Consider the following 20,757-nt stretch of genomic DNA (forward strand, 5'->3'; position numbering starts at 1 on the left):
GTGTAGTTCAGCCTGCGGCACGCTGAATATAATAAGATCTCTACCTTTCTTGTCTTCTCTCAACCAAAATGAATCCGCTTGCATTCATGGAATTAGTCCGTAAGATTCGGAGCAAATCGAGCGCGGTATTCATTGGGCGTTACCCCTTTTTGCTTTTTGAATACCCGGGTAAAATAAGCCGCCGAATCGTATCCCGATTCTTTGGCGATCTGATGGATCTTGAATTCGGTATCCCGCAGCAGGCGTTCGGCATATTCTATCCTTTGGCGGGTGATATCGTCGGCTAAATTGCTGCCGGTCGTCTGTTTGTATAACCGCGACATGTACACGGGGTTGATGTAAAACCGTTCGGCGAGCGCTGCCAACGAAAGGTCCTCAGCCAAATGCCCGGAGATATAATGCTTGACCTTGGCGACGAAGTTTTTGCTGTGCGTCGCCTGCTTCTTTTGGCGGAGTTCGAAGATCCGCCCCGCCAGCTTGACGATGCTGTTCTCCATGGAGCTTTTGTCGCGGAAACGGGTAAACAGCTCGAACAGGTCCTGGTCGGCCAGCAGCTCTTTGGACAGCTTGTAGGCGCTGATATAGGACATCAGCATGCCGGTGAGAGCGTGGTACAGTTCCAGGTTGTTCAGCAGCGCATCCCTCGGGCCTTCGTCCTCGTTCAGCAGCTCGCTCAAGGTTCGGTAAAACAGCGTGTCCTCCTCTTCTTCAAGGCAGCTCCGCAGCAAGGACAACCGTTTCTTCCGCCCCGCCTCCCGCTCCGGCCGCTCGGGCTCTTCGCCTTTCCGTTCCAAATAGAAGCGGGAATTTGCCAGAACGAGTTCGTCTTCGTTGACGGTGATTTGGTTCAGGATCAGTTTGATGGCGCCGAATCGCCCGGGAAGGTCCCGCCATTCGGCATAATCGTCGTAGATGACGGAGACGGGAGCGCCCAATGCCTCGAGACAGTGCGCCTGCACGATCTCCAAGGTTTCCTTCAGATACAACAGGCTTTGTCCTTCCCCGTTCGGTTGAAGCACCCAGATCATATGCTTGCCTTCAAAGGTCGCCTCGTAGCCGGTAAATACGTCCGCAAGATACTTTTGAAACACTGCCTTAATCTGCAGAAAAAGATGAAGCTGGCCGTGTGACGTGCCGCGCAGCGACTTTCTGTCGAGGCGCAGCGCGACCAGTATGGCCGGCTCGTCCGGGTTCAGGCGGATCCGGTATTTGTCGAAGTCGCGCAGATACTCTTCGGCCGGCTCGCCTTCCAGCAGCTTCAGCAGGCACGCGCTTTGCAGCATGGGAAGCGCCGAAGCGATGTAGTCCTCGTTCTCCTTGATAAATTCCTGGGCCTGCCGCTCTCGGCGGATCTCCCGAAGGCAACGGTTCACGGCCTCGACGATCGCCTCCTCACCTTCGCTTTTGAGCACATAACCTACCGCGTTGTTTTGGATTGCCTGGTAAGCATACGTAAATTCGCTGTGCGCCGTAAGAAAAACCAGCTTGCAGTACGGCCACTGCCGCTGAATTTCCTTTTGCAGCTCCAGGCCGCTTGTGCCCGGCATTCGTATATCGCTAAGCACGATGTCCATGCGGGTCCGGCTTAACAGTTCAAGGGCCTTGTCTCCCGAAGCGGCGCTGTAGACATCAAGCTCTTCGTTTTCCTGAAAGAGATCGACTAAGCCGTCCAAAATAAACGGTTCGTCGTCGACGACTAGCAATTTATACATGTTCGGTCCCACCTATCGTTAACGTGATTTTCAAGCCTCCCAGCCCGCTCCGCTCCACGCCGATGCCGCTGGTTTCGCCGAAGAGCAGCCGCAGCCGTTTGTGGATGTTGACGATGCCGCTCACCTCGCCGAAAGGCTGCTTCAAGCTGTGCCGGATCGCTTTGATCTCCGCTTCGGAAATATCCCCGTTGTCCTCTACGGATACGGTCAACTTTCCGTCCTCGTCGGCAAAGCCCACCTGGATAATCCCTTCCTCCGCCAGGCTGCCGATTCCATGCTCAAACACGTTCTCGACCAACGGCTGTAAAATCAGGCGCGGCACGGGCCTATTCGCGGCGGACGGCGGAACTTCGCCAAAGCAGACTCGGATCCTCTCGCCGAACCGCATTTTTTGGATGTCGGCGTACACGCGGGAATGCTCCACTTCCTCGGCCAAGCGGACATCGCCGGACTCCCGCTGGGTCATGAATTGATAATACTTGGCCAAATACTCCGTAAAGCGTTTGACGCTTTCGGTATCGTTTAATCTCGCCATATTGCGGATGACGAAAAAGCTGTTGTACAGGAAATGCGGATTGATCTGCGACTGCAGCTGCTTCAGTTCCGCGCTTTGCGCCAATATTTTCTGCTCGTAAACTTGCTCCAGCAGCCCTTTGATTTTGGCGACCATCGCGTTGAAGGAACGGTAGATGTATCGGAACTCATCGTTATTCCGATGCTCCAGCTGCAGGTTCAAATTGCCCCGCTCCACCTCGTTGAAGGCCGACACCAGCTTGCCCAACGGCCGCTTGATCAGATTGGCGGTCAGGTAGGTCAGAATAAACACGGTCAAAATCACCGCCAAGCTAAAGATAATAAAATACCGTCGCAGTTCTCTCAGTTGAGGGTTGATTTCTCCCTCGGGCAGATAAGCCGCCAGGCTTAAGCCCTGGTATTCCGAATCCTGGTTCACGATCCAGGCGGTCCGTCCGCCGGCGTTTACTTTGAGCGGATCGGCGTTCGCCTTTTGCCGCACCAGGCTTTTCAAATCGATGTGATGGTCTGGATCAGACTCCCTTGCGTAAGTCGCATAAGTATGATAGGCGTCGTATACAATCGCCTGCTCGGCACCCGCAATCCCGGCCAGTTCGTTTCGGATCCGGCTTGCGGATAGTTCAACGATCAGCAGATAGGTGAAATTGGATTTCCCCGCCGCGGCGCCGGGACTCGGCAGGACATAGAACAAGCGGTCCTCCCATACGGTGAAATGCCACCCGTTTTGCCGCTGCGACGCCGCGTAAATTTGCAACGGATTCCCCGCGTCCGAGGACAGATCGCCGGACGCATCCAAAACGCGGTTCAAGCCCGGAATATAGGTCACGACCCTTTGGATATAACCGCTGCTATCCTGCAAATTTTCCATTCGGCGGATATAACGGTTCATCGATACAGTCTTCTGATAGTTGTCCATAATCATCCCGGAATTCGCCAGTGCCAGCAAATCCTCGTCCGCTAAGACTGCATATGAAAGCGTCTTCACTTTATCCAATTCGTTTTCCACTTTATCGAAGCCGTGTTTGGCGGCCGTTCCGAAGGCTTCTACCGTCGTGTTGTCCAGCAAACGAATTTGCCAATTGTAGAGCGTCACCCCGATCGCGCAAATCGGCATGATCGCTAGCAAAAAAGCAGCCACGAACCGTGTAAACACCGAGCCTTGAAGTCTTATTAAGCGTCTCATAACCCATCCCTTTCCCGGTTTGCTATTCAATATGAAAACGCTCCATCCAGGCGGATGTACCCGAAAGGAGCGCTATTTCAATAACCGAATAACCCCTTCAGCAAAAACCACACCACCGGCACCAATAACGCCGGCAGCATGTTTAAGGTCTTCGCTTCGATGATCTTCAAAATCGATAATCCCGAGCTTGCAATCAACACGCCGCCGACAATCGAAATTTCGGTTAGCAGAGGGGCTGTCAGGAAGGGGGCCAGGTAATCCGCACTCAGGTAAATCGCTCCCTGCCAAACGAACAGGACCACGGAAGTCAGCGCGATCCCGATGCCGTAAGTGGATGCCAGTACCATAGAGGTCACAAGATCCAAGGTAGCGTTCATGTACAGGTAGGTGTGATTCCCGTGAATCGCACTTTCGATCGGACCTAGGATTGACAAGGTGCCGATGCAGAACAGTAGAATGCCCGTGGACAACCCTTGTCCGAGATTTGACGTAGAGAAGCGCCCGACCAACCTTTGGAAACGGCCGTCGATATCCAGCGCCGTTCCGATCAAGCTCCCCACCGCCAGGCTGATAATAAACAACACGGGAAATGAGCTGTCCTTCATATGGGTTACCGCGGCGTTAATCCCCAGCAATGTTGCGGCCAAGCCGATCGCAGTAAATAGCACGGTCTGGTACTTTTCCTTCAGGCCTTTCTTAAAAATGCTTCCCAGCACGCTGCCCGCCAAAATCGCCGCGGTGTTCACCAATGTCCCGATCATTTTTCTGCTCCCATCCGTACATGTTCTTAGTCAAGGTAATGATAGCGCAATGCTGATTACCCGTCTAGCAAAGTCAGTGGTTCACGCCCAGCAGCAGATCCACGTCCACGGTGATTTCCAGTGCGTCCCGGTTCGTGAACGCCGCGATATGCGCTTGCTCCGCGGACCAGGCGAGTGGACTCATGCGCACCAAGTCGCGGAGTTGCTCGGTCTCAAGCCGCTGCCGATACTGCAGATGCACCACCTCCATCTCAGGGAGATGCCGGCGGAACAACGTCACGATTTTGGCGTTGGAATAGTTCGTTATTTTGCTGCCGCTGTACAGTGCCTCCCGCAGTTCACGCAAGTATCCGGTGCCCGGAACGACTTTCATGACAACGCCTTCGGGTACAAGAATTCGTCTGAATTCCTGATAATTGGCTGGAGATAGCAGGTTTAATACCACTTGGGCCGATTGATCCCGCAGAGGCGCTTGGGCCAAATCCGAGACAAGCCAGAGTCCATCCGCATAATGCCGGGCAGCCATCCGGATACCTTCTTTGGACAAATCGATCCCGACGCCAACCCAATTCGATGGTTCGAACCGACGTAAAATTTCCTGTAAATGCGAGCCTTCTCCACACCCCATGTCGACCATCAGGTCGGCAGATGCATGGTCACCCACGCGGCCAGCCAAGATTCGGACGATCGCCTCATGCAAAGGCGCGTATAAGCGGCTCCCCGTAATGATGCTCCGCCTAGCGGCGAAGAGCTCCTTGTCGTAATGGCCTGGGGTTGGACGCGTCGTCCGATTCAAATTCAAATAGCCTTGTTTCGCCATATCAAAGGTGTGTCCTAGAGAACAGGCCAGACTTTGCGGGTCAACCGCATCCATTTGCCCCCCGCATACCGGGCATTTTAAGATGGAGATATATTTTCGCACGGAACTCGCGCTGTTAAATGGTTGATTCATCTCATCGCTTCCTTTCCTCTACCAAAACCGAAACAGCCAGACAGCTGCCTCGCGGATCAGAGTAAAAGGGAAGGTTGCACCATACATAACCATGGAGAGTCTGATGAGCATGCCTAAATAAGCCCAAATGAGCGTAAAAAAAAAGAAAGGCGGCAGGGCCACCTTCCTTCATGCAACTTTTCGCGATATATCCCATGAAGAGTCATGAAAAATGGGCAGACTGATCCCGTTTACCCCGTTCCGGCGAACAGAGTCTTTGAACATATGAAGTTACTTGTTCAAAGCGGAATAACGCAGTCTGATATAATGCACCATTTTCCCTAACCCTCCCAAAGCTTGTCCGTGAATGCACTCTAATTATAATCGAACTCCCGTTCAAATAAAAGATCAAGCATCCTTGGCAGATCCTCTCTTTATCGATCGGCGATTGTTTTGTTATACTGATAACAAATCAACGATGAACGGGGGTCTAGCCATGAACGATCAAGATCAAGATATGCTGGCCGTGCTGAAGGCCCTCTCGAACGAGACTAGGCTCAACATCCTATGCTGGCTTCGAGAGTCGGAGAAATGGGAATACGAACTGCCGGATGTCCTCAAAGAGGAGTTCCCAGGCAGCGCATGCGTAGGCTCCATTCAAGCAAAGTCAGGGTTAGCGCAATCTGTAATTTCTTCGTACCTAGCCAGCATGCAAAAAAGCGGGTTGTTAGAATCCCGCCGATATGGGCAATATACGTATTATCGTCTTAATGATGCGAGAATAGACGCCTTTTTGGAGCAGTTCGCCGGCAAGCTGAAATCAAAAAGGAATTAGGAAAATTTTTCAATCTCCCTTGCTTATTCATAAGTTAATCTATATATTTAGATATATGTATAAAATAAATAATCGTGAAGAGGAGAGAATACCATGTCCATTTCCAAAACGGCTGCTTCCCTATTTAATCCCTTTGAAGGCGGCGGACTAAAGCTTGCCAATCGGGTTGTCATGGCTCCCATGACCCGAACCTTCTCGCCTGACGGTGTACCCGGACCCGACGTGGCCGGCTATTACCGCCGCAGAGCGGAGAACGGCGTCGGACTGATCATTACAGAAGGCACAGTGATTAACCACCCGGCGGCTCCTGCCGATCGGAACGTGCCGCACTTCTATGGAGAAGAAGCGTTAGCCGGATGGGAACGAGTTGTCCGCGAAGTGCATGAAGCTGGTGGCAAAATCGCTCCGCAAATCTGGCATACCGGTACGGCTCGCCAACGGGAGACGTTCCCTGAATCGAATGTCGATCCCATCGGCCCATCCGGTCTAAGCTTGACTGGCGAGCCGGTCTCCGAACCGTTGACGAAGCAGGAGATCCGCGAGCTGGTTCAGGCCTATGCTCAATCCGCTGCAGACGCGAAACGCCTCGGATTTGATGCTGTCGAAATCCATGGTGCGCATGGCTATTTGATTGACCAATTCTTCTGGGAGGTCACCAATAAACGGACCGATGAGTACGGCGGCGACCTTGTAGGACGCACCCGCTTTGGTGTTGAGGTTATCGAAGCGGTCCGGGCTGCAGTTGGGCCGGAATTCCCTATTATTTTCCGTTTCTCGCAATGGAAGCCTGCTGACTACAACGCCAAGCTGGCCGCTAGCTCCGAGGAGCTGGAGCGCTTCTTGGCTCCACTTAGCGCCGCTGGCGTCGATATTTTCCACGCCTCCACACGTCGTTTCTGGGAACCGGAGTTCTCGGGTTCGGAGCTGAACTTGGCCGGCTGGACGCGCAAACTAACTGGTAAACCTACCATCACCGTCGGTTCCGTCGGCTTGAACTCCGAATTCACCAGCTTGTTCGAGTCAGGCAAAGGCGGAGAAACAACCGGGATTGAGCAGCTGATCGAACGCCTTGAACGCGGCGAGTTCGACCTCGTTGCCGTCGGTCGTGCGCTGTTAACCGACCCGGCTTGGGCAGCTAAGATCCGCGATGGTCGTATGGAAGAACTGCAGCCGTTCACGAAGGAATCCCTCGCCACATTGAGCTGAGGGACTGATAATATCTTCTTAACAATAGGAAGCCCTCTTCGAAACGTTCGAAGAGGGCTTAATTATTAAATATGACACTTAGTTGTCATATTCCCTCCCGTATAGTTGATCCTGCAAACCCAATCAAGATCAACTATGGAGGAGAGATACTTATGCAAAGTTTGAATTCAAAAGTCGTCATCATAACCGGAGCTTCCAGCGGCATCGGCAAAGCCACCGCTCGATTACTGGCTGATCAAGGAAACAAGATCGTACTAGCCGCCCGTCGGGAGGAGCGTCTGCAGGCTTTGGCGGCCGAAATTGCCGAAACCGGAGGAGAAGTCGTTTTTTTGAAAACCGATGTCGCCTCTTATGCCTCGATGCAGGAGCTGGCTCGATTCACGATGAATCGATACGGACGAATTGACGTGCTGGTCAATAACGCCGGGATCATGCCACTCTCGATGTTGAATGAGCTGAAGGTCGACGAATGGGACCAAATGATCGATGTCAACATCAAAGGGGGACTATATGGCATCGCCGCGGTGCTTCCCGTGATGCGGCAGCAGCAGTCCGGCCATATCGTACATGTGTCTTCCGTCGCCGGATATCAGGTTTCGCCGACTTCTTCCGTTTACAGCGCGACGAAGATGGCGGTAAGGGCCATCGCCGAAGGTCTACGCCAGGAAGAATCTCCGGCTTCCCGTATCCGTTCGACCCTCATTTCTCCGGGCCTTACGGATACGGAGCTGACGGAAGGCATCACGACCCCCGAAATCAAAGCGATGGTCGGACAGATGAACCAGGTAGCCATCTCGCCGGATAGCATCGCACGAGCAATCGCTTATGCGGTCAACGAGCCCGAGGACACGGGCGTCAACGAGATCCTTATCCGCCCGACCGTGCAACCGTCATAATCGAAATTGTCCATTCCGGGTTCCGCATCAAGGCCTTTTCGGTTTTCTCCGAAAAGGCCTTTTGGCTTGCGCGGCTTATTCTCATTTCGATCCCCGCAAAATCCCCTCGATCTCGTTCATTTGCGCCGAGGTCAGCGGACCAAATGAGATTGCCTTCGCCGCTTCCTCCACCTGTTTGACGTTCTTCAGCCCCGGGATCGGGAGCGTGCGCGCACTTTTTCCCCAAATCCAGGCCAGTGCCCCCTGCACAAGACTTCGGCCGCCGGACGTTAGGATCTCGCGAACCGCGTCCAGCTTCGCCAAGTATTCGGCTCTGGGTTTGCCGTCCTTAAAGTACAGGACCCACTCATGGCTGCTGCCGCGCACATCCTCGGCCGGCAAGCTTGACGAAGCCGTAAACTTGCCGCTTAGCAGCCCCATCGCCAGCGGAGAATTATTGATGCTGCTCAGACCATGCCGCTCGCACAAATCTACCATGGCACTGTCATCGGATAGCACATTGAAAGGGTGCTGAATGGCGGCGCCGGAGGATCGCAAGGCAAACTGCTCCGCGCATGCCGTGTTTCCGGTACTCCATCCGTATTCGCGAATAAGACCCTCCTGCTTTAACCGCTCCAGTGCATCGATAGCCGAATCAAGCTGCTCGGTGGAGAACTCGCCGGGGTGAATCTGGTACAGATCGATATAGTCGGTGGCAAGGCGCTGTAAGGAGGCTTGGCAAGCAGTACGGATATACTCCGGGGATACGTCGATTTTCGTATACACATTGCGGCTTGCAGAATCATACGTAAAGCCGAATTTCGTGGCGATTACCGCATCCTGGCGCCGTCCGCGCAGCACTTGTCCGATGATCTCCTCGCTATGGCCGGTTCCGTATACATCCGCCGTATCGAGGAAATTAATCCCTAGTTCTAATGCCGTTTCAATTGCCCGGATCGACTCCGTATCATCAACCTCACCCCAACCATCCGGCAAGCCGTCCAGCCAAAACGGCCCCCCGATCGCCCAACCCCCAAAACCTAGCGGACTGACTTGTAGCAGCGTGGAACCTAAAGTTTTCTTCTCCATATTCCATTCCTCCATATTCCTTGTTATTTACATTCTCAGTATAATGAAGGAAATCGGTTCTTTTTAGAGCCATTTCTTGTCTAATTTGAGGAACCAATTCAGAAAAGGGAGAATACCGTCATGTTTGGAATTCGGTTAGACCCCGCCTCGTACATGTCGATTACGGCTCAACTCTGCCAGCAGGTCCGGCAAAACATCGAAAATGGCGAATTCGGCGAAGGGCTGCGGCTTCCGCCCACCCGAAAGCTGGCCGCGGAATTCGGTATTGCCAGGAACGTGGTCATCGACGCTTATGAACAATTAATCGCAGAGGGATACCTTATCGGCCAAGCGGGCTCCGGAACCTATGTGGCCGGGGGAATTCAGCAAAGCCCTGCTGGCGCTGCCAATGAAAAACAGTTGGATGTGGAAGGGCTGACGGAGGATTCCACTCCCCCGCTTCCTGAAGGTCTCATCGATTTCGAGATCGGAACGCCGGATTTACGCCAGTTTCCCCGGCAGCTTTGGGCGAAATATCTGAAGGAAGCGGCGGAAATAATGCCGTCCGCTTCTTTCGATTACGGTGATATCCGCGGAGAGAAAACCCTACGCCTAGAGATTTCCGCGTACCTTCACCGAACGAGAGGCATGCGCTGCCATCCGGCCCAAATCATGATCGTATCGGGCTCCTCCGAAGGATTTACCCTAATCGCCCAAGCGCTGCGGGATTCATTTGACGGCGTGTATCTGGAAGATCCGACAATTGAGTTCACACAGCATATTTTTCGGAGGGCCGGCTATCGGATCTCGCCGGTCGCCGTTGACGGCACCGGGATGAAGCTGCATGAGCTTCCCGCATGGGAACCGGGACATCTCATGCTGCTGACGCCCTCCCACCAGTTCCCGGGCGGCGGCATCTTGTCGATTCAACGACGACAACAAGCGATCCGGCTCGCAGAGGAAGCCGGAGCTTATCTCATCGAGGATGACTATGACGGGGATTTCCGTCTGAAAGGTGTCCCCATCCCGCCGCTGCAAGCCTTAAGCCCAGATCGCGTGATCTACGTGGGAACATTCAGCAAAACGCTGGCTCCAGGGTTGCGTCTTGGCTTTCTGGTCCTCCCACGTCATCTCGTGAATCCTGTGGCCGATTTGCGGGAAAGCCTGAATCTTCGCACTCCCTCGATTCCCCAAGTTGCCTTGGCGAGGTTCATGCAGGATGGCCGGTTGGACCGACATATCCACAAAATGAAGAAACTCTACCGCCAGCGGCGGCAACTGTTGATCGAGACCTTGAAACAACATTTCGGCGATCATGTGCTTGTCCAAGGTGACGAAGCCGGAATGCATCTGCAAGTCCAGATCGCCGGGCTTCCCGCCGGAATCGATTGGTCCAAAGCCCAAGCTCACGGCGTACGCGTTTACTGTGTCGAGGACTACTGCCTGGTCAAAGGAAATTACACGCGGCATATCCTGCTCGGCTATGGCAACCTCCCTGAAGAGAACATCGAACCGGGGATAGCGCGGTTAAGAAGGTTTATAGAAGAAACGGCAGCCGGAGCGCCCTGATCATACGGGATAATCATGCAAAGAGGCCGGACAGCAGGTTTTAATCCGCCGCCCGACCCATCCTGTTTATTGTTTAGTCGCATGGATGTAGCTGTACAAAATCGCTCACTACCTGGCTAAACTCCCGTGGCGTCTCCACATGGTTCATATGCCCACCCTGCTTAAACGTATAGAGCTGTGATCCAGGAATCTTCTCCGCCAGTTCCGCTGCCCAGCGTGGGCCGCAGTTAAAGTCGTATTCGCCAACCAGGATCAGCGTTGGGATACGCACCGTATCTAGAAGGTTCCTAACGTCCCACGTATACGGCTGCCGATTTGGATCAACGCTAAAATCAATAGCCGCCTTCCACTCCTCTGCTTCTTGCGGAAGGTTCCAGTAATCGCCGAAGAATGCCGGTAACAACCGTTGCAGCACGGTCAGCGTCGATTCTCTGTCTTGGGCAGCTCCAGTGATCAGGTCCATCCAAGCTCGCTTTGCTTCCTGCGCTTCGGATCGATCCGTCCAGCGCTCGGCATAAAGCTCGATTTGCCGAACCTGCTCCATCCCGAGCTCGGGTCCCATACACGGAGCACTGCTATAAAGGATTAACCCTCCCAGCTCCTTCGGATAATCGAGCGCATATTGAAGTCCCACAAACCCTCCATGCGAATGTCCCAAGAAATAAGGGTTCTGGGCTCCAAGGTGCTGCGCCACTTGATGAGCATAATAAGCATACCGCGGCATGCTGTAATCACCGTCCGGCAATGCGCCGGAGTTCCCCGTGCCAACCGGCTCGATATAAACCATGGTCATCATTTGTTCAAGCTGCGGCATGCGCATATAACTCCAATGAAAACCCGGTCCTCCGGAATGAACCAAACAGAACGGCCCACGGCCGGCAACGTGGAAGCTTTGCTCCACCCCGTTGATCAAGATTCTATGCTTGCTTAAAGGTATTGTCATCGCGAGAATCCCTCTTTTCTGGGTTTATCCTAAACCAGGAAAGGATATATTGTATTTCTTCGAAACCTGGATCAGCTGTTGAATACTCTCGGGAGTAGGCGGTTCTATGCGAACCTCCATTCCCTCCTCGTAAGGAACGCCCAATTCCTTCACAAAGGAATCAAATCCCGCAGGATAAGCGGTGACTAGAAAACGAGTTTGGGGAGACTTCGCCTTAAAAGTATGAGGAACCCCGCGAGGAGCAAAAACATAATCCCCGCTTTGAACCCGAAGCGTTTGATCGCCAAGGATCATCTCCAGCTCTCCCTCCAACACGTAGAATGATTCATCCTCATCCCCATGGATATGAAGGGGCGGACCCTCATTTTCCTTCGCTGCACAATGCACCACGCAAAATTCTCCGTTGGTGTCTTCCCCGCTAACCAATATGGAATTGATGTCGGTAAAGAACAAGAACGTATTCTCCTTGTTGATATTCCGCTGCATCATACCTGCCTTGCTACGGTTACTCCTCATGTGCTAGTCACCTCTTAGTTGGATTGAATGCTAAGTACCTGCGCAGGTATTTTAGATCGTTCGTTCTCATATTAAAAACCAATCTCCCATTTGTCAACACTTTTAACGTAAAATTTACAATTCCGAAAGATTCTTTTACCGTTCGTTCTCATATGATAAAATGAGTTTGAAAGGGTGACATGTTATGGCGCGTAGTAAGGAATTTGAGGAAAGTGAAGTCCTCCTGAAGGCCATGTATCTATTCTGGGAACAGGGATATGAGAAGACTTCGCTTCAGGATCTGGTTGAGCATATGGGGATACATCGCAGAAGCTTGTACGACACCTTCGGCGACAAACACACGCTCTTTATCAAAACGATGGAACAATATGCAAAGTTTGCGAACGCTACGATAAAGGCCGAAGCCCAACGCGGTCGCACGGCGAAAGAATCCATCCGTCTCATCTTTGACTATCTAATTGAAACCAACGGTGAGCAGCCTCTTGGTTGTTTCTTCGTGAACTCTGCAACCGAGCTGGCTTACAGAGATCCGGCTGTAAACGAATTGACGAGCGAGGGATTTAACAAGGGAGAGCAATTGCTCGTAGAGCTTCTTCAACAGGGGCGGCAAAAAGGGGAAATTTCGGCTGATCTGGATCCGTACCAGCTTGCATCAAGCTTGTATACGACAATGATTGGTCTCCGAGTCCTAAAACGTACATCCGCCGATAAAAAGAAACTGCATCAAATCGCAGAAGTCTCGATGGCCATGCTCGATAAGTAAGACGTATAAGCAAAGTGTTAAGCCCGCAAACGAATCGCTTGCGGGCTCGGCTATTAGCAGGCCGAATCAGGCCGTTTCGATTCGAATCGCTTGCATCTGGGCTTCGATACACAAAGCCGCCGCTTTAAAAGCATGCTCCTGCGTCATCGCAGTTTCCGTACCGTTTAAGATATCCAATATCAATGCACCGAAATAGGGGTACCCCACTTTCCCGGAGCAGTCATCATGGAATTCGCCATCCTGATTGACCAAATAGAGATGATTGCCGGATGGCTCCCGGGCGATGTCGATATATTTACGAATTTCGATATAACCTTCCGTCCCCAGGATAAGGGTTCGGCCGTCGCCCCACGTGCCCAAGCCGTCTGGAGTCAGCCAATCCACCCGGAAGTAGAAGGTTGACCCATTGTCCGCTACCAAGGTCGCATCGCCGAAATCCTCAAATCGAGGGTAGTCTTTGAACTTGTAATTAGCCACCTTGCTATGCAGCACCTTCGCGTCTTTAGCGCCTGCGTAATGCAGGAATTGCTCGATCTGGTGAGACCCGATATCGCATAAGATCCCGCCGTAACAGTCGGGGTTGAAGAACCAATCCGGCCGAGACTTGGGATTGGCGCGATGGGGTCCCGTACCGATTACCTGTACAACACGGCCGATGGCCCCCTCCTCGATCAATTGGCCGGCAAACACGGCACTCTCCACGTGCAGGCGTTCGCCGTAGTAAATTCCCCATTTCAGCCGGGTCTCTTCCGTTTTCTGGCGCGCCCGATCGACCTGTTCCAACGTGGTAAATGCCGGTTTATCCGCAAAATAATGCTTGCCGTGTTCCATCGTCCGAAGCCCCAGCTCGCAGCGCTCGGAAGGAATGCAGGCCGCGGCGATCAGCTTAATCTGCGGATCCCCCAGAATCTCCTCCTCGGACGTTGCCACTTTCGCTTGCGGAAAGGTTTCGACGAATCGCTTCACCTTCTCCGGATCCGGATCATACACCGCCTTCAACTCGGCTCCGGCCTCGATTAACCCGTTACACATCCCGTAGATATGCCCATGGTCCAATCCGATAGCTGCGAAGTGAAATTCGCCTTCGCCAACCACCGGGTGGGGTTTCCCTTTTGGCGCGTAATTCATACCGTCCTGTTTCTTCGTCATAATGTCAGCTCCTTTCCCATTCTCAGTTGTTGCCTCCCGAGGTAATCGCGGTGTCACTGAAGTTCTCCACGTTGGTCTTCTTCTCGTAAAAAGAAGTCGCGTTCTGCAAAATCCCCTGCCGCGTATAGAACGGACTCTCCGGACCCAGAGGCAGCTTCACCGATTGCCCGGTGCTGGCGGATTGATAAATCGCCGTAATAAGTTCCAGCGTTCTTCGTCCTTGAATGCCGTCTACCAGTACGGACGAGCCTTGTTCGATCGCGTTCAGGACGTCCTGAATTTGACCGCGATGGCCTTCATAGGAAAGCTCAGGCTGCTCGTCGTAGACCTTCTGGATCTTGGCTTCCAGCTCCTCGTCCTGCTCCGGGAATCCGTTAGCTTTCGACGTAGAGGCCGCCACTTTCCATGGCGCGGACACGCGCGCGTGCTTCCCCTGGAAGATTAACTGCTGCTCCTGACCGTGATGCACGACGGAGCTGGTGAGTTGGGCTAGCGCCCCGTTCTCGTAGCGGGCGATGGCTATAGAGATATCCTCCACCTCGGCATTGTCATGGGAAGTGTTGCTCATCACCGCGGTGATTTCGGCAGGCATGCCGTTCATCCACTGAAAGAGATCGATATGATGCACCGCATGGTTAAGTGTGCAGCCGCCGCCTTCCTTCTCCCAGGTTCCTCTCCACCATAGATCATAGTAGCTATGGCCCCTCCACCAGTAAGAGTCAATTTGCGCGTGCACGATTGGCCCCATCAGCTTCGTATCCAAGACATGCTTCAGTTTCATCATGGGGCTTGTAAACCGGTTTTGGGCTACGACAGACAATATTTTGCCGTTACGCTCCGCCGCTTCGTTCATCCGGTCGCATTCCTCCAGCGAGGAAGCCATCGGCTTCTCGACAATCACGTGTTTGCCCGCATCCAAAAAGGCGATCGCCGTGTCTGCGTGGGTATACGGAGGAGTACACACGGATACCAGGTCAATGTCGCTCCGTTGGAGCAGTTCCGTGTAGTCGGCGAATACCTCCGCATCCAACTGGAATTGATCCGCTTTTTGCCGCGCCTTCTCCGGGTAAATATCACAGAGCGCTACGATACGGCACTGCTCGGGAAACTGCAGATACGCTTGAATATGGGCCGGGGATATAGCTCCGGCGCCAATGATCGCTACATGAATCATTCGGGTTCCCTCCTTGGCTCGTTGGGCTTGGATGTGAATCGGGCCTCTCCGGCGATACTTTCCCGAAAGGCCCGATCTCCTATCCGCTACCCGTTACTTCTTGTAAAACTCGTCGTAGGCCGCCTGCTTTCCTTCCATAACCGCGGTACCGCCCATGGCCATATATTCCTCGACCTTCTGGTCATAGACCTTATCGAACTGATCCGATTTGGCCGTCACGATCTTGGCCAGCATTTCTTTCTCGAAATCCTCCAGGATCTTCGCGTATTTGATCTCGGCGTCCACCGCGATATCCACCCGTGGCAAGGTATACCCATCGTTGGTCCCCACCTGAATGCTCTTGACGGTGAAATCCTTGAAGTCAGGGTCAAAGGCGTTGGCCGCAATGTTCTTGTTCGGATCCTCCGTGGAAATGTATTTGCCGTTCAGAATAATGCAGTAATCATAGTAGTTGTAGAGCAAATTCTGGGCTTCCGGCGTATTCAGCAGCAATGGTAGGCCGTCTGCGCTCATCTCGTACGATACGCCTTCCTCGCCATTCTGTAGCACCAGAATGTTGTTCGGATCGGCCATCCAGTTCAAATATTTCACCGCGGCCTCCGCGTTCTTGCTCGTGGCCGGGATCATGATGTACGCGCCGGTCGGATCATAGACCGGCTTCGGATGTTTCCCGTCCGGAGTGGAGAACGGATCAATGGCCTCCAGGACCGCGTCCGGATTGTTCGTCTTCAGATTGCCATAGTAACCGTTATACACCGGTTCATTCGTGTTCGGCGTGCCTGCCCCAGCAACACTGTTCACGACCTGCTGGGCGAACGCTTGGCTAAAGTCATCGCTCAACGCAAAATCCGGATCGATCAGTCCTTCATTGTACATCTGATTCAGCAATCGGTAGCCTTCTTTGCTTCCCGGCTGCAGCCAGCGGGGAACCGAATACAGATCCTTATCCGTAATTTCGTCCCATTTCCAGAAAGAGTTGACCAAAGGCATCATATGAAACACGTCGATGTAGCTGTAAGGGATGACCTTGCCTCCCGTCTTGCCGGGATCCTTCTCTTTAAAGGCGCGCATGGCATCCACGAATTGCTCTGTCGTTTCAGGAAGCGGAAGATTTAATTGATCCAGCCAGTCCTTGCGGATAAAGGTAGTGGTTTGAGCTTGAATCACGCGGAGCGCTGGAAGGGTGTATTGTTTCCCATCAAACACGCCGTAAGGCAGAGAAGGCTCCAGCACCTTCTTCAAGTTCGGCCCATGCTGGTCAATGAGCGGTCCGAGGTCGGTCAAACCTCCGCTTTTTACGTAGTTTTGTACGGTCGGCTTGTTGTACGTAAAGACAATGTCCGGAGCGGAACCGGAGGCCATCAGGACGTTCAGCTTATCTACCTCTTCGGCGCGCGGCACCGTGACGAATTCGACGTCGATATTATTCGGGTCGCCGAAATTTTTCTGAACATACTGGGTCATGAAGTTGTCTGTAATTGGCGGTTCCCCCGCCGGCGTATTGTTTCGGTCGAACAGCTCCACTTTTAACGTAATCCGTTCCCCCTTCGGTTCGGATTCCTTGGCATTGTTCGTAGCCGCGGTATTCCCGCCGCTGTTCCCCTCTCCGCTAGATTTGCCGTTGTTCCCTCCGCCGCCGCAGCCCGCCAAGGTCAAGCTGGCAGCCAGGACCAAAGCAACTAGAGCGAACATCGAGGAACGAATGGGTTTGCGCATGGTGTTGCCTCCCTTTTCAATTTGTTTGTATATAGTGACCTTCGGCGTTGCCGTCGATATGGAAGGTTGCGGCCCCGCCGAAAGACAGCTATCGAAGTGATACCCGTCGTCCTACCCTTTGACGGCTCCCTGCAGCATGCCGGAAATGAAATATTTCTGCAGCCAAGGATAAACCAGCAATATCGGTACGGTGGCAAACATGATGCTGGCCGATTGAATGCTCTGAGGAATCGGAGTCGCGGCGTTAAAGCCCTCTTGCGCCGTGGCATCATTCACCTGGCTGTTGATGACCATCTGATAAAGCTTGAGCTGGAGCGGGTACAAATTTTTATCATTGATGTAAAACAAAGCGTCCTGAAACATATTCCAGCGGTCCACGGCCGAATACAACCCAATGGTTGCGAGGATCGGCAATTGAAGCGGGAGGACGACTTGGAGCAGAAACCGGAAATGCCCGCAACCGTCCATCCAGGCTGAGTCCTCCAGTTCATGAGGCACGCCAGAGAAAGACGTTCTCATAATGATCAGCAGAAAGGCATTAATCATTAGAGGCAAAATGAGCGATAGCGGCGTATTTAGCAAACCCAGCTCTTTAACGAGCATGTAATTGGGGATGATCCCGGGATTAAAAAACATCGTAACCACGATCAGGCCGAACATCACGTTACGGCCTTTGAAGTTTCTGCGGCTTAACGCATACGCGGCCATGATGGTCATGACCAAGGCGACTGCGGTATAGACGACCACCAGAATCACCGTCAGCGCCAGGGAACGCATCATGGAGATGTCCCCAAATACCGCGGAATACGCATGGAAGTTCCACTCAACCGGCCACAGGAACACTTCTCCCGACATAATGGCCCGGTTGCCGCTGAAGGATAAGGCAAAGATATGGATCATCGGCACGACGCAAAATAAAGCAAACAAACCGATGAACACGATGACGAGGCTATCGATCACTTTATCAACCGGATTCCGAATCACGAGAGCTCCCTCCTTTGCTAGAAGATGCCTTGCTGGTTTACTTTTCTGGAAATGAGTTCGGCGGTGAGCAGCAAGATCAGTCCGATAACGGACTGGAACAATCCAACGGCCGTCGCCAGCGCGAATTGCGCAGACTGAATCCCAACCGTGTACACATAGGTGCTGATGACCTGAGCGACATCCATGACGTAACCGTTCTGCAAGGCATACGGCTGTTCGAAGCTGATATCCGCCATGTGGCCGATCTGAATAATAAACAACACGACGATGGTCGGCTTGATTCCAGGTAGCGTGATATGCCAAATTCTTCGCATCCGGCTCGCCCCATCGACTTCGGCGGCTTCATACAGCTCCTTGTTGATTCCTGTAAGCGCTGCCAAGTATAGGATCGTTCCCCAACCGGCATAGTGCCATACCCCGGCCCCCGTGTAAGTAAGAATCCACAGCACCGTATCTTCCAGGAACGGAACCGGTTGACCGCCGACACTTTTGATGAACTCATTTACGCTGCCGGTGTGGGTTGCCAGCAATTGAATGACCATCCCGCCGACAATGACCCAGGAGATAAAGTGGGGCAAATACAGCAGCGTTTGGCTTACGCGTTTGTACCATTTGACGCGCAGCTCATTCAGCATAATCGCCAGGATGATCGGAATCGGGAACGTAAGTAAGGAGATGACATTCAGCATTAAGGTGTTGCGTAGCGCCTTATAAAACTGCGGCATCCCAAAGATCTCCCGAAATACATCCCATCCAACCCACTCGCTGGCCCAGACCCCCTTAAAAATGTTGTAGTCCTTAAACGCAACCACGACGCCCGCCATGGGAATGTACTTAAATACGATAAAGAACGTCATCGGTGCGAACATCAGGAGATACAAAGGCCATTGCCGCTTAAAAGCAGCCATACCGTTATTCCGTTTGATGGGAAGCGGCGAACGCCCCCGCCTGACTTCAGTTTGCATCAGCATCCTCCTTTCGGGTGTATGTCCATGGCTTGGTTGCTGCTTACTATAACGCATGAGCGATCGATGGGAAATTCTCCTTTTTTGAGGACCTCTTCTCTTTTTAAAACGGGTGTTTCACCTTTTTTATATGCCTACCCTTTGTTGAGATAGCGGGCTGGAAGGACGTTTCGGTCAAAAGAAAAATCGCCCCAAGAAGGAATAACTCCCTCCTTGGGACGACCTGATTTCAACTCGTTCATCTGGCTGATTCAGTTTATGGTGTTCCGCTGCTCTGCGCTTGGTAGGCCTGGTGCTTTTCCTCACGGACCTGCTGTCCGCCCATGGATAAATACTCCGCTACTTCCTGATCGTAAACGGCATCGAATTCCTCCGGCGACGCCGTAATAACCTTCACGAAGATCTCGTCATTCTTCTCGTTCAAAATGGCGGCATACCGAATTTCGGAGGATAAGATCGCATGTAGGCGCGGGGGCTCGATGCCGTCGTTCATGCCGTATTCTACGCTCTTACGCGTAAACTCCTCGAATCGCGCGTTGGACGCATTGGCTTTCAGATTCAACCGTTCGTCCTTGCTACTGACATATTTCCCATTCAGGATGATGCAATAGTCAAAATAATTAAATAGTAAACGGTCCACATCCTCGCTCTCCAGGGTAACCGGCACGCCATCCTCCATCCGGTACGTCACCCCCTCCACGCCGTTCTGCAGCGTGATGATGTTCTCCGGCTGCGCCATCCAGTTCAAGTATTTAATGGCAGCCTCCGCGTTTTTACTCGTTTTCGGAACCATGATGTACATGCCCGTATCCTCCAGGATCGGCTTGGGCTTTTTGCCTTTTACGCTCGTAAATGGATCGATTGGCGTCAAGATGGCGTTCGGGTCGTTCCTTAACAATTCAGCGAGATATCCCATATATACCGGCTCATTCGTATTTGGTGTTGCAGCTCCGACTCGGCCTTTTACCAGGTCTTTCTGAGATTGCTGGGCGAATCGGTCCAAGTGAAAATCCGGATCGATCAGACCCTCATGGTACAGACGATTCAGAAACCGGAACGCTTCTTTGTTTCCGGGCATCGTCCAGCCCGGCTCGGCGTACAAGTCCTCCATGGTGATCCGGTCCCAATCCCAAAACGAGTACTGCAGCGGAGCCGTATGATAATAATCGATTTGACCGAAGGGATAGATGGTTTCTCCGTCCTTCCGCAGCCGATTTTCTTTAAATGCCTGAAGCGCCCTGTAGAAGTCCTCCGTTGTCTCCGGCAAAGGCAAGCCGGCTTCCCGAAGCCAATCCTCCCGGATCAAAGTGGTGCTTCGAGCCGTCAGTACCCGTTTCGCCGGGATCGCAAACTGAGTTCCCTCAAGCCGCCCGTAACTCAAGATTTCCTCCCCCAGAAGCTGCTTCAACCGTGAGCCGTATTGATCCAACAATGGCGACAGATCGGTTAATTTCCCCTGCGTGAAGAAATTGTAGACGGTAGGCAGGTCGTAAGTGAACACGATATCCGGCGCTTGATTCGCCGCCATCAATACCTGCAAACGCCTGACTTCCTCCGCGCGGGGAACCGTAACAAATTCGATCTTGATCCGTTCCGGATCTCCGAAATGCTCCTGAATGTACTGCGTCATCGCATTATCGGTAATGGTCGGCGCGCCAATCGGCTTGTTGCTTCGTTCAAACAGTTCGATTCGAAGTGTGGCCCAGCCGTCATCGGCCGCCGCGAATCCATCCGCTTCGAAGGACCGGATCGAGTCCGCCGCCAGGCCTAGCCGATCCGTATCCTCAAATCCGCCGCAACCTGCCGCCAATAAGCTCAAGATGACGATGACCGCCAGCTTCGATAACCACGACCTCGCAAGCAACATCGCGAC

18 protein-coding genes are annotated in these 20,757 nt (G+C 52.9%); 5 read left to right on the forward strand and 13 right to left on the reverse strand.

Annotated elements, in window-relative coordinates; genetic code table 11:
* Positions 1–92: 92 nt before the first annotated feature.
* From MKZ15_RS20005 to MKZ15_RS20020, 4 genes are all read right to left on the reverse strand, one after another.
* Positions 93–1,712 (reverse strand): response regulator, encoded by a 1,620-nt coding sequence (locus MKZ15_RS20005; RefSeq protein ID WP_339817607.1) that lies wholly within the window; start codon positions 1,710–1,712, stop codon positions 93–95.
* A complete protein-coding gene (locus MKZ15_RS20010; RefSeq protein WP_339817610.1) occupies positions 1,705–3,429 on the reverse strand; it encodes a sensor histidine kinase in 1,725 nt (574 codons plus the stop codon). The genes MKZ15_RS20005 and MKZ15_RS20010 overlap by 8 nt, the downstream gene beginning before the upstream one ends.
* A 77-nt stretch (positions 3,430–3,506) precedes the next feature.
* A complete protein-coding gene (locus tag MKZ15_RS20015) occupies positions 3,507–4,190 on the reverse strand; it encodes a DUF554 domain-containing protein (protein ID WP_339817613.1) in 684 nt (227 codons plus the stop codon).
* A 73-nt stretch (positions 4,191–4,263) separates the two neighbouring features.
* The gene (locus MKZ15_RS20020) at positions 4,264–5,142 is read right to left on the reverse strand and encodes a putative RNA methyltransferase (RefSeq protein ID WP_339817617.1); all 879 of its coding nucleotides are present in this window, start codon (positions 5,140–5,142) and stop codon (positions 4,264–4,266) included.
* A gap of 475 nt (positions 5,143–5,617) precedes the next feature.
* Between MKZ15_RS20020 and MKZ15_RS20025 the strand changes: the two genes are divergently transcribed.
* The 3 genes from MKZ15_RS20025 (at position 5,618) to MKZ15_RS20035 (ending at position 8,058) form a co-directional block, all read left to right on the forward strand.
* The gene (locus tag MKZ15_RS20025) at positions 5,618–5,956 is read left to right on the forward strand and encodes a metalloregulator ArsR/SmtB family transcription factor (protein WP_193417693.1); all 339 of its coding nucleotides are present in this window, start codon (positions 5,618–5,620) and stop codon (positions 5,954–5,956) included.
* 93 nt (positions 5,957–6,049) lie between these two features.
* A complete protein-coding gene (locus MKZ15_RS20030; protein ID WP_339817618.1) occupies positions 6,050–7,162 on the forward strand; it encodes an NADH:flavin oxidoreductase in 1,113 nt (370 codons plus the stop codon).
* A 152-nt stretch (positions 7,163–7,314) separates the two neighbouring features.
* On the forward strand, positions 7,315–8,058 hold the full coding sequence (locus MKZ15_RS20035) for an SDR family oxidoreductase (protein WP_155608423.1): 744 nt from the start codon (positions 7,315–7,317) through the stop codon (positions 8,056–8,058).
* 81 nt (positions 8,059–8,139) lie between these two features.
* Here MKZ15_RS20035 and MKZ15_RS20040 read toward each other — a convergent pair whose 3' ends face one another.
* Positions 8,140–9,126, reverse strand: coding sequence for an aldo/keto reductase (locus MKZ15_RS20040; protein ID WP_339817620.1), 987 nt, complete (start codon positions 9,124–9,126; stop codon positions 8,140–8,142).
* A 120-nt stretch (positions 9,127–9,246) separates the two neighbouring features.
* Here MKZ15_RS20040 and MKZ15_RS20045 point away from each other — a divergent pair, with 120 nt between their 5' ends.
* Entirely contained in the window at positions 9,247–10,674 is a 1,428-nt protein-coding gene (locus tag MKZ15_RS20045) for a PLP-dependent aminotransferase family protein (protein ID WP_339817622.1), read from the forward strand.
* Positions 10,675–10,747: 73 nt separating this feature from the next.
* Here the strand turns inward: MKZ15_RS20045 and MKZ15_RS20050 are convergent, their stop codons facing one another.
* Together MKZ15_RS20050 and MKZ15_RS20055 are read right to left on the reverse strand one after the other, a co-directional pair.
* Positions 10,748–11,617: an alpha/beta hydrolase gene (locus tag MKZ15_RS20050; RefSeq protein ID WP_339817623.1), complete on the reverse strand. Its 870-nt coding sequence runs from the start codon at positions 11,615–11,617 to the stop codon at positions 10,748–10,750.
* Positions 11,618–11,641: 24 nt separating this feature from the next.
* On the reverse strand, positions 11,642–12,133 hold the full coding sequence (locus tag MKZ15_RS20055) for a quercetin 2,3-dioxygenase (protein ID WP_213623702.1): 492 nt from the start codon (positions 12,131–12,133) through the stop codon (positions 11,642–11,644).
* Between the two features lie 184 nt (positions 12,134–12,317).
* Here MKZ15_RS20055 and MKZ15_RS20060 point away from each other — a divergent pair, with 184 nt between their 5' ends.
* Entirely contained in the window at positions 12,318–12,896 is a 579-nt protein-coding gene (locus MKZ15_RS20060; protein ID WP_213623701.1) for a TetR/AcrR family transcriptional regulator, read from the forward strand.
* A gap of 66 nt (positions 12,897–12,962) precedes the next feature.
* On the opposite strand, the gene MKZ15_RS20065 is transcribed toward MKZ15_RS20060, so the two are convergent.
* From MKZ15_RS20065 to MKZ15_RS20090, 6 genes are all read right to left on the reverse strand, one after another.
* Positions 12,963–14,045, reverse strand: a complete 1,083-nt coding sequence (locus tag MKZ15_RS20065) for a Gfo/Idh/MocA family oxidoreductase (RefSeq protein WP_339817625.1) — start codon at positions 14,043–14,045, stop codon at positions 12,963–12,965.
* 22 nt (positions 14,046–14,067) lie between these two features.
* Positions 14,068–15,219, reverse strand: a complete 1,152-nt coding sequence (locus tag MKZ15_RS20070; protein WP_339817626.1) for a Gfo/Idh/MocA family oxidoreductase — start codon at positions 15,217–15,219, stop codon at positions 14,068–14,070.
* A gap of 93 nt (positions 15,220–15,312) precedes the next feature.
* Entirely contained in the window at positions 15,313–16,935 is a 1,623-nt protein-coding gene (locus MKZ15_RS20075) for an extracellular solute-binding protein (protein ID WP_339817627.1), read from the reverse strand.
* Positions 16,936–17,046: 111 nt separating this feature from the next.
* Positions 17,047–17,919 (reverse strand): carbohydrate ABC transporter permease, encoded by an 873-nt coding sequence (locus MKZ15_RS20080; RefSeq protein ID WP_339817628.1) that lies wholly within the window; start codon positions 17,917–17,919, stop codon positions 17,047–17,049.
* 17 nt (positions 17,920–17,936) lie between these two features.
* The gene (locus MKZ15_RS20085) at positions 17,937–18,884 is read right to left on the reverse strand and encodes an ABC transporter permease subunit (RefSeq protein ID WP_339817629.1); all 948 of its coding nucleotides are present in this window, start codon (positions 18,882–18,884) and stop codon (positions 17,937–17,939) included.
* 256 nt (positions 18,885–19,140) lie between these two features.
* Positions 19,141–20,751, reverse strand: coding sequence for an extracellular solute-binding protein (locus MKZ15_RS20090; RefSeq protein WP_339817631.1), 1,611 nt, complete (start codon positions 20,749–20,751; stop codon positions 19,141–19,143).
* Between the last annotated feature and the right edge of the window lie 6 nt (positions 20,752–20,757).

The sequence above is a fragment of the Paenibacillus sp. FSL R7-0216 genome (genome assembly GCF_037969915.1).
GTDB classification, from domain to species: Bacteria; Bacillota; Bacilli; order Paenibacillales; family Paenibacillaceae; genus Fontibacillus; species Fontibacillus rhizolycopersici.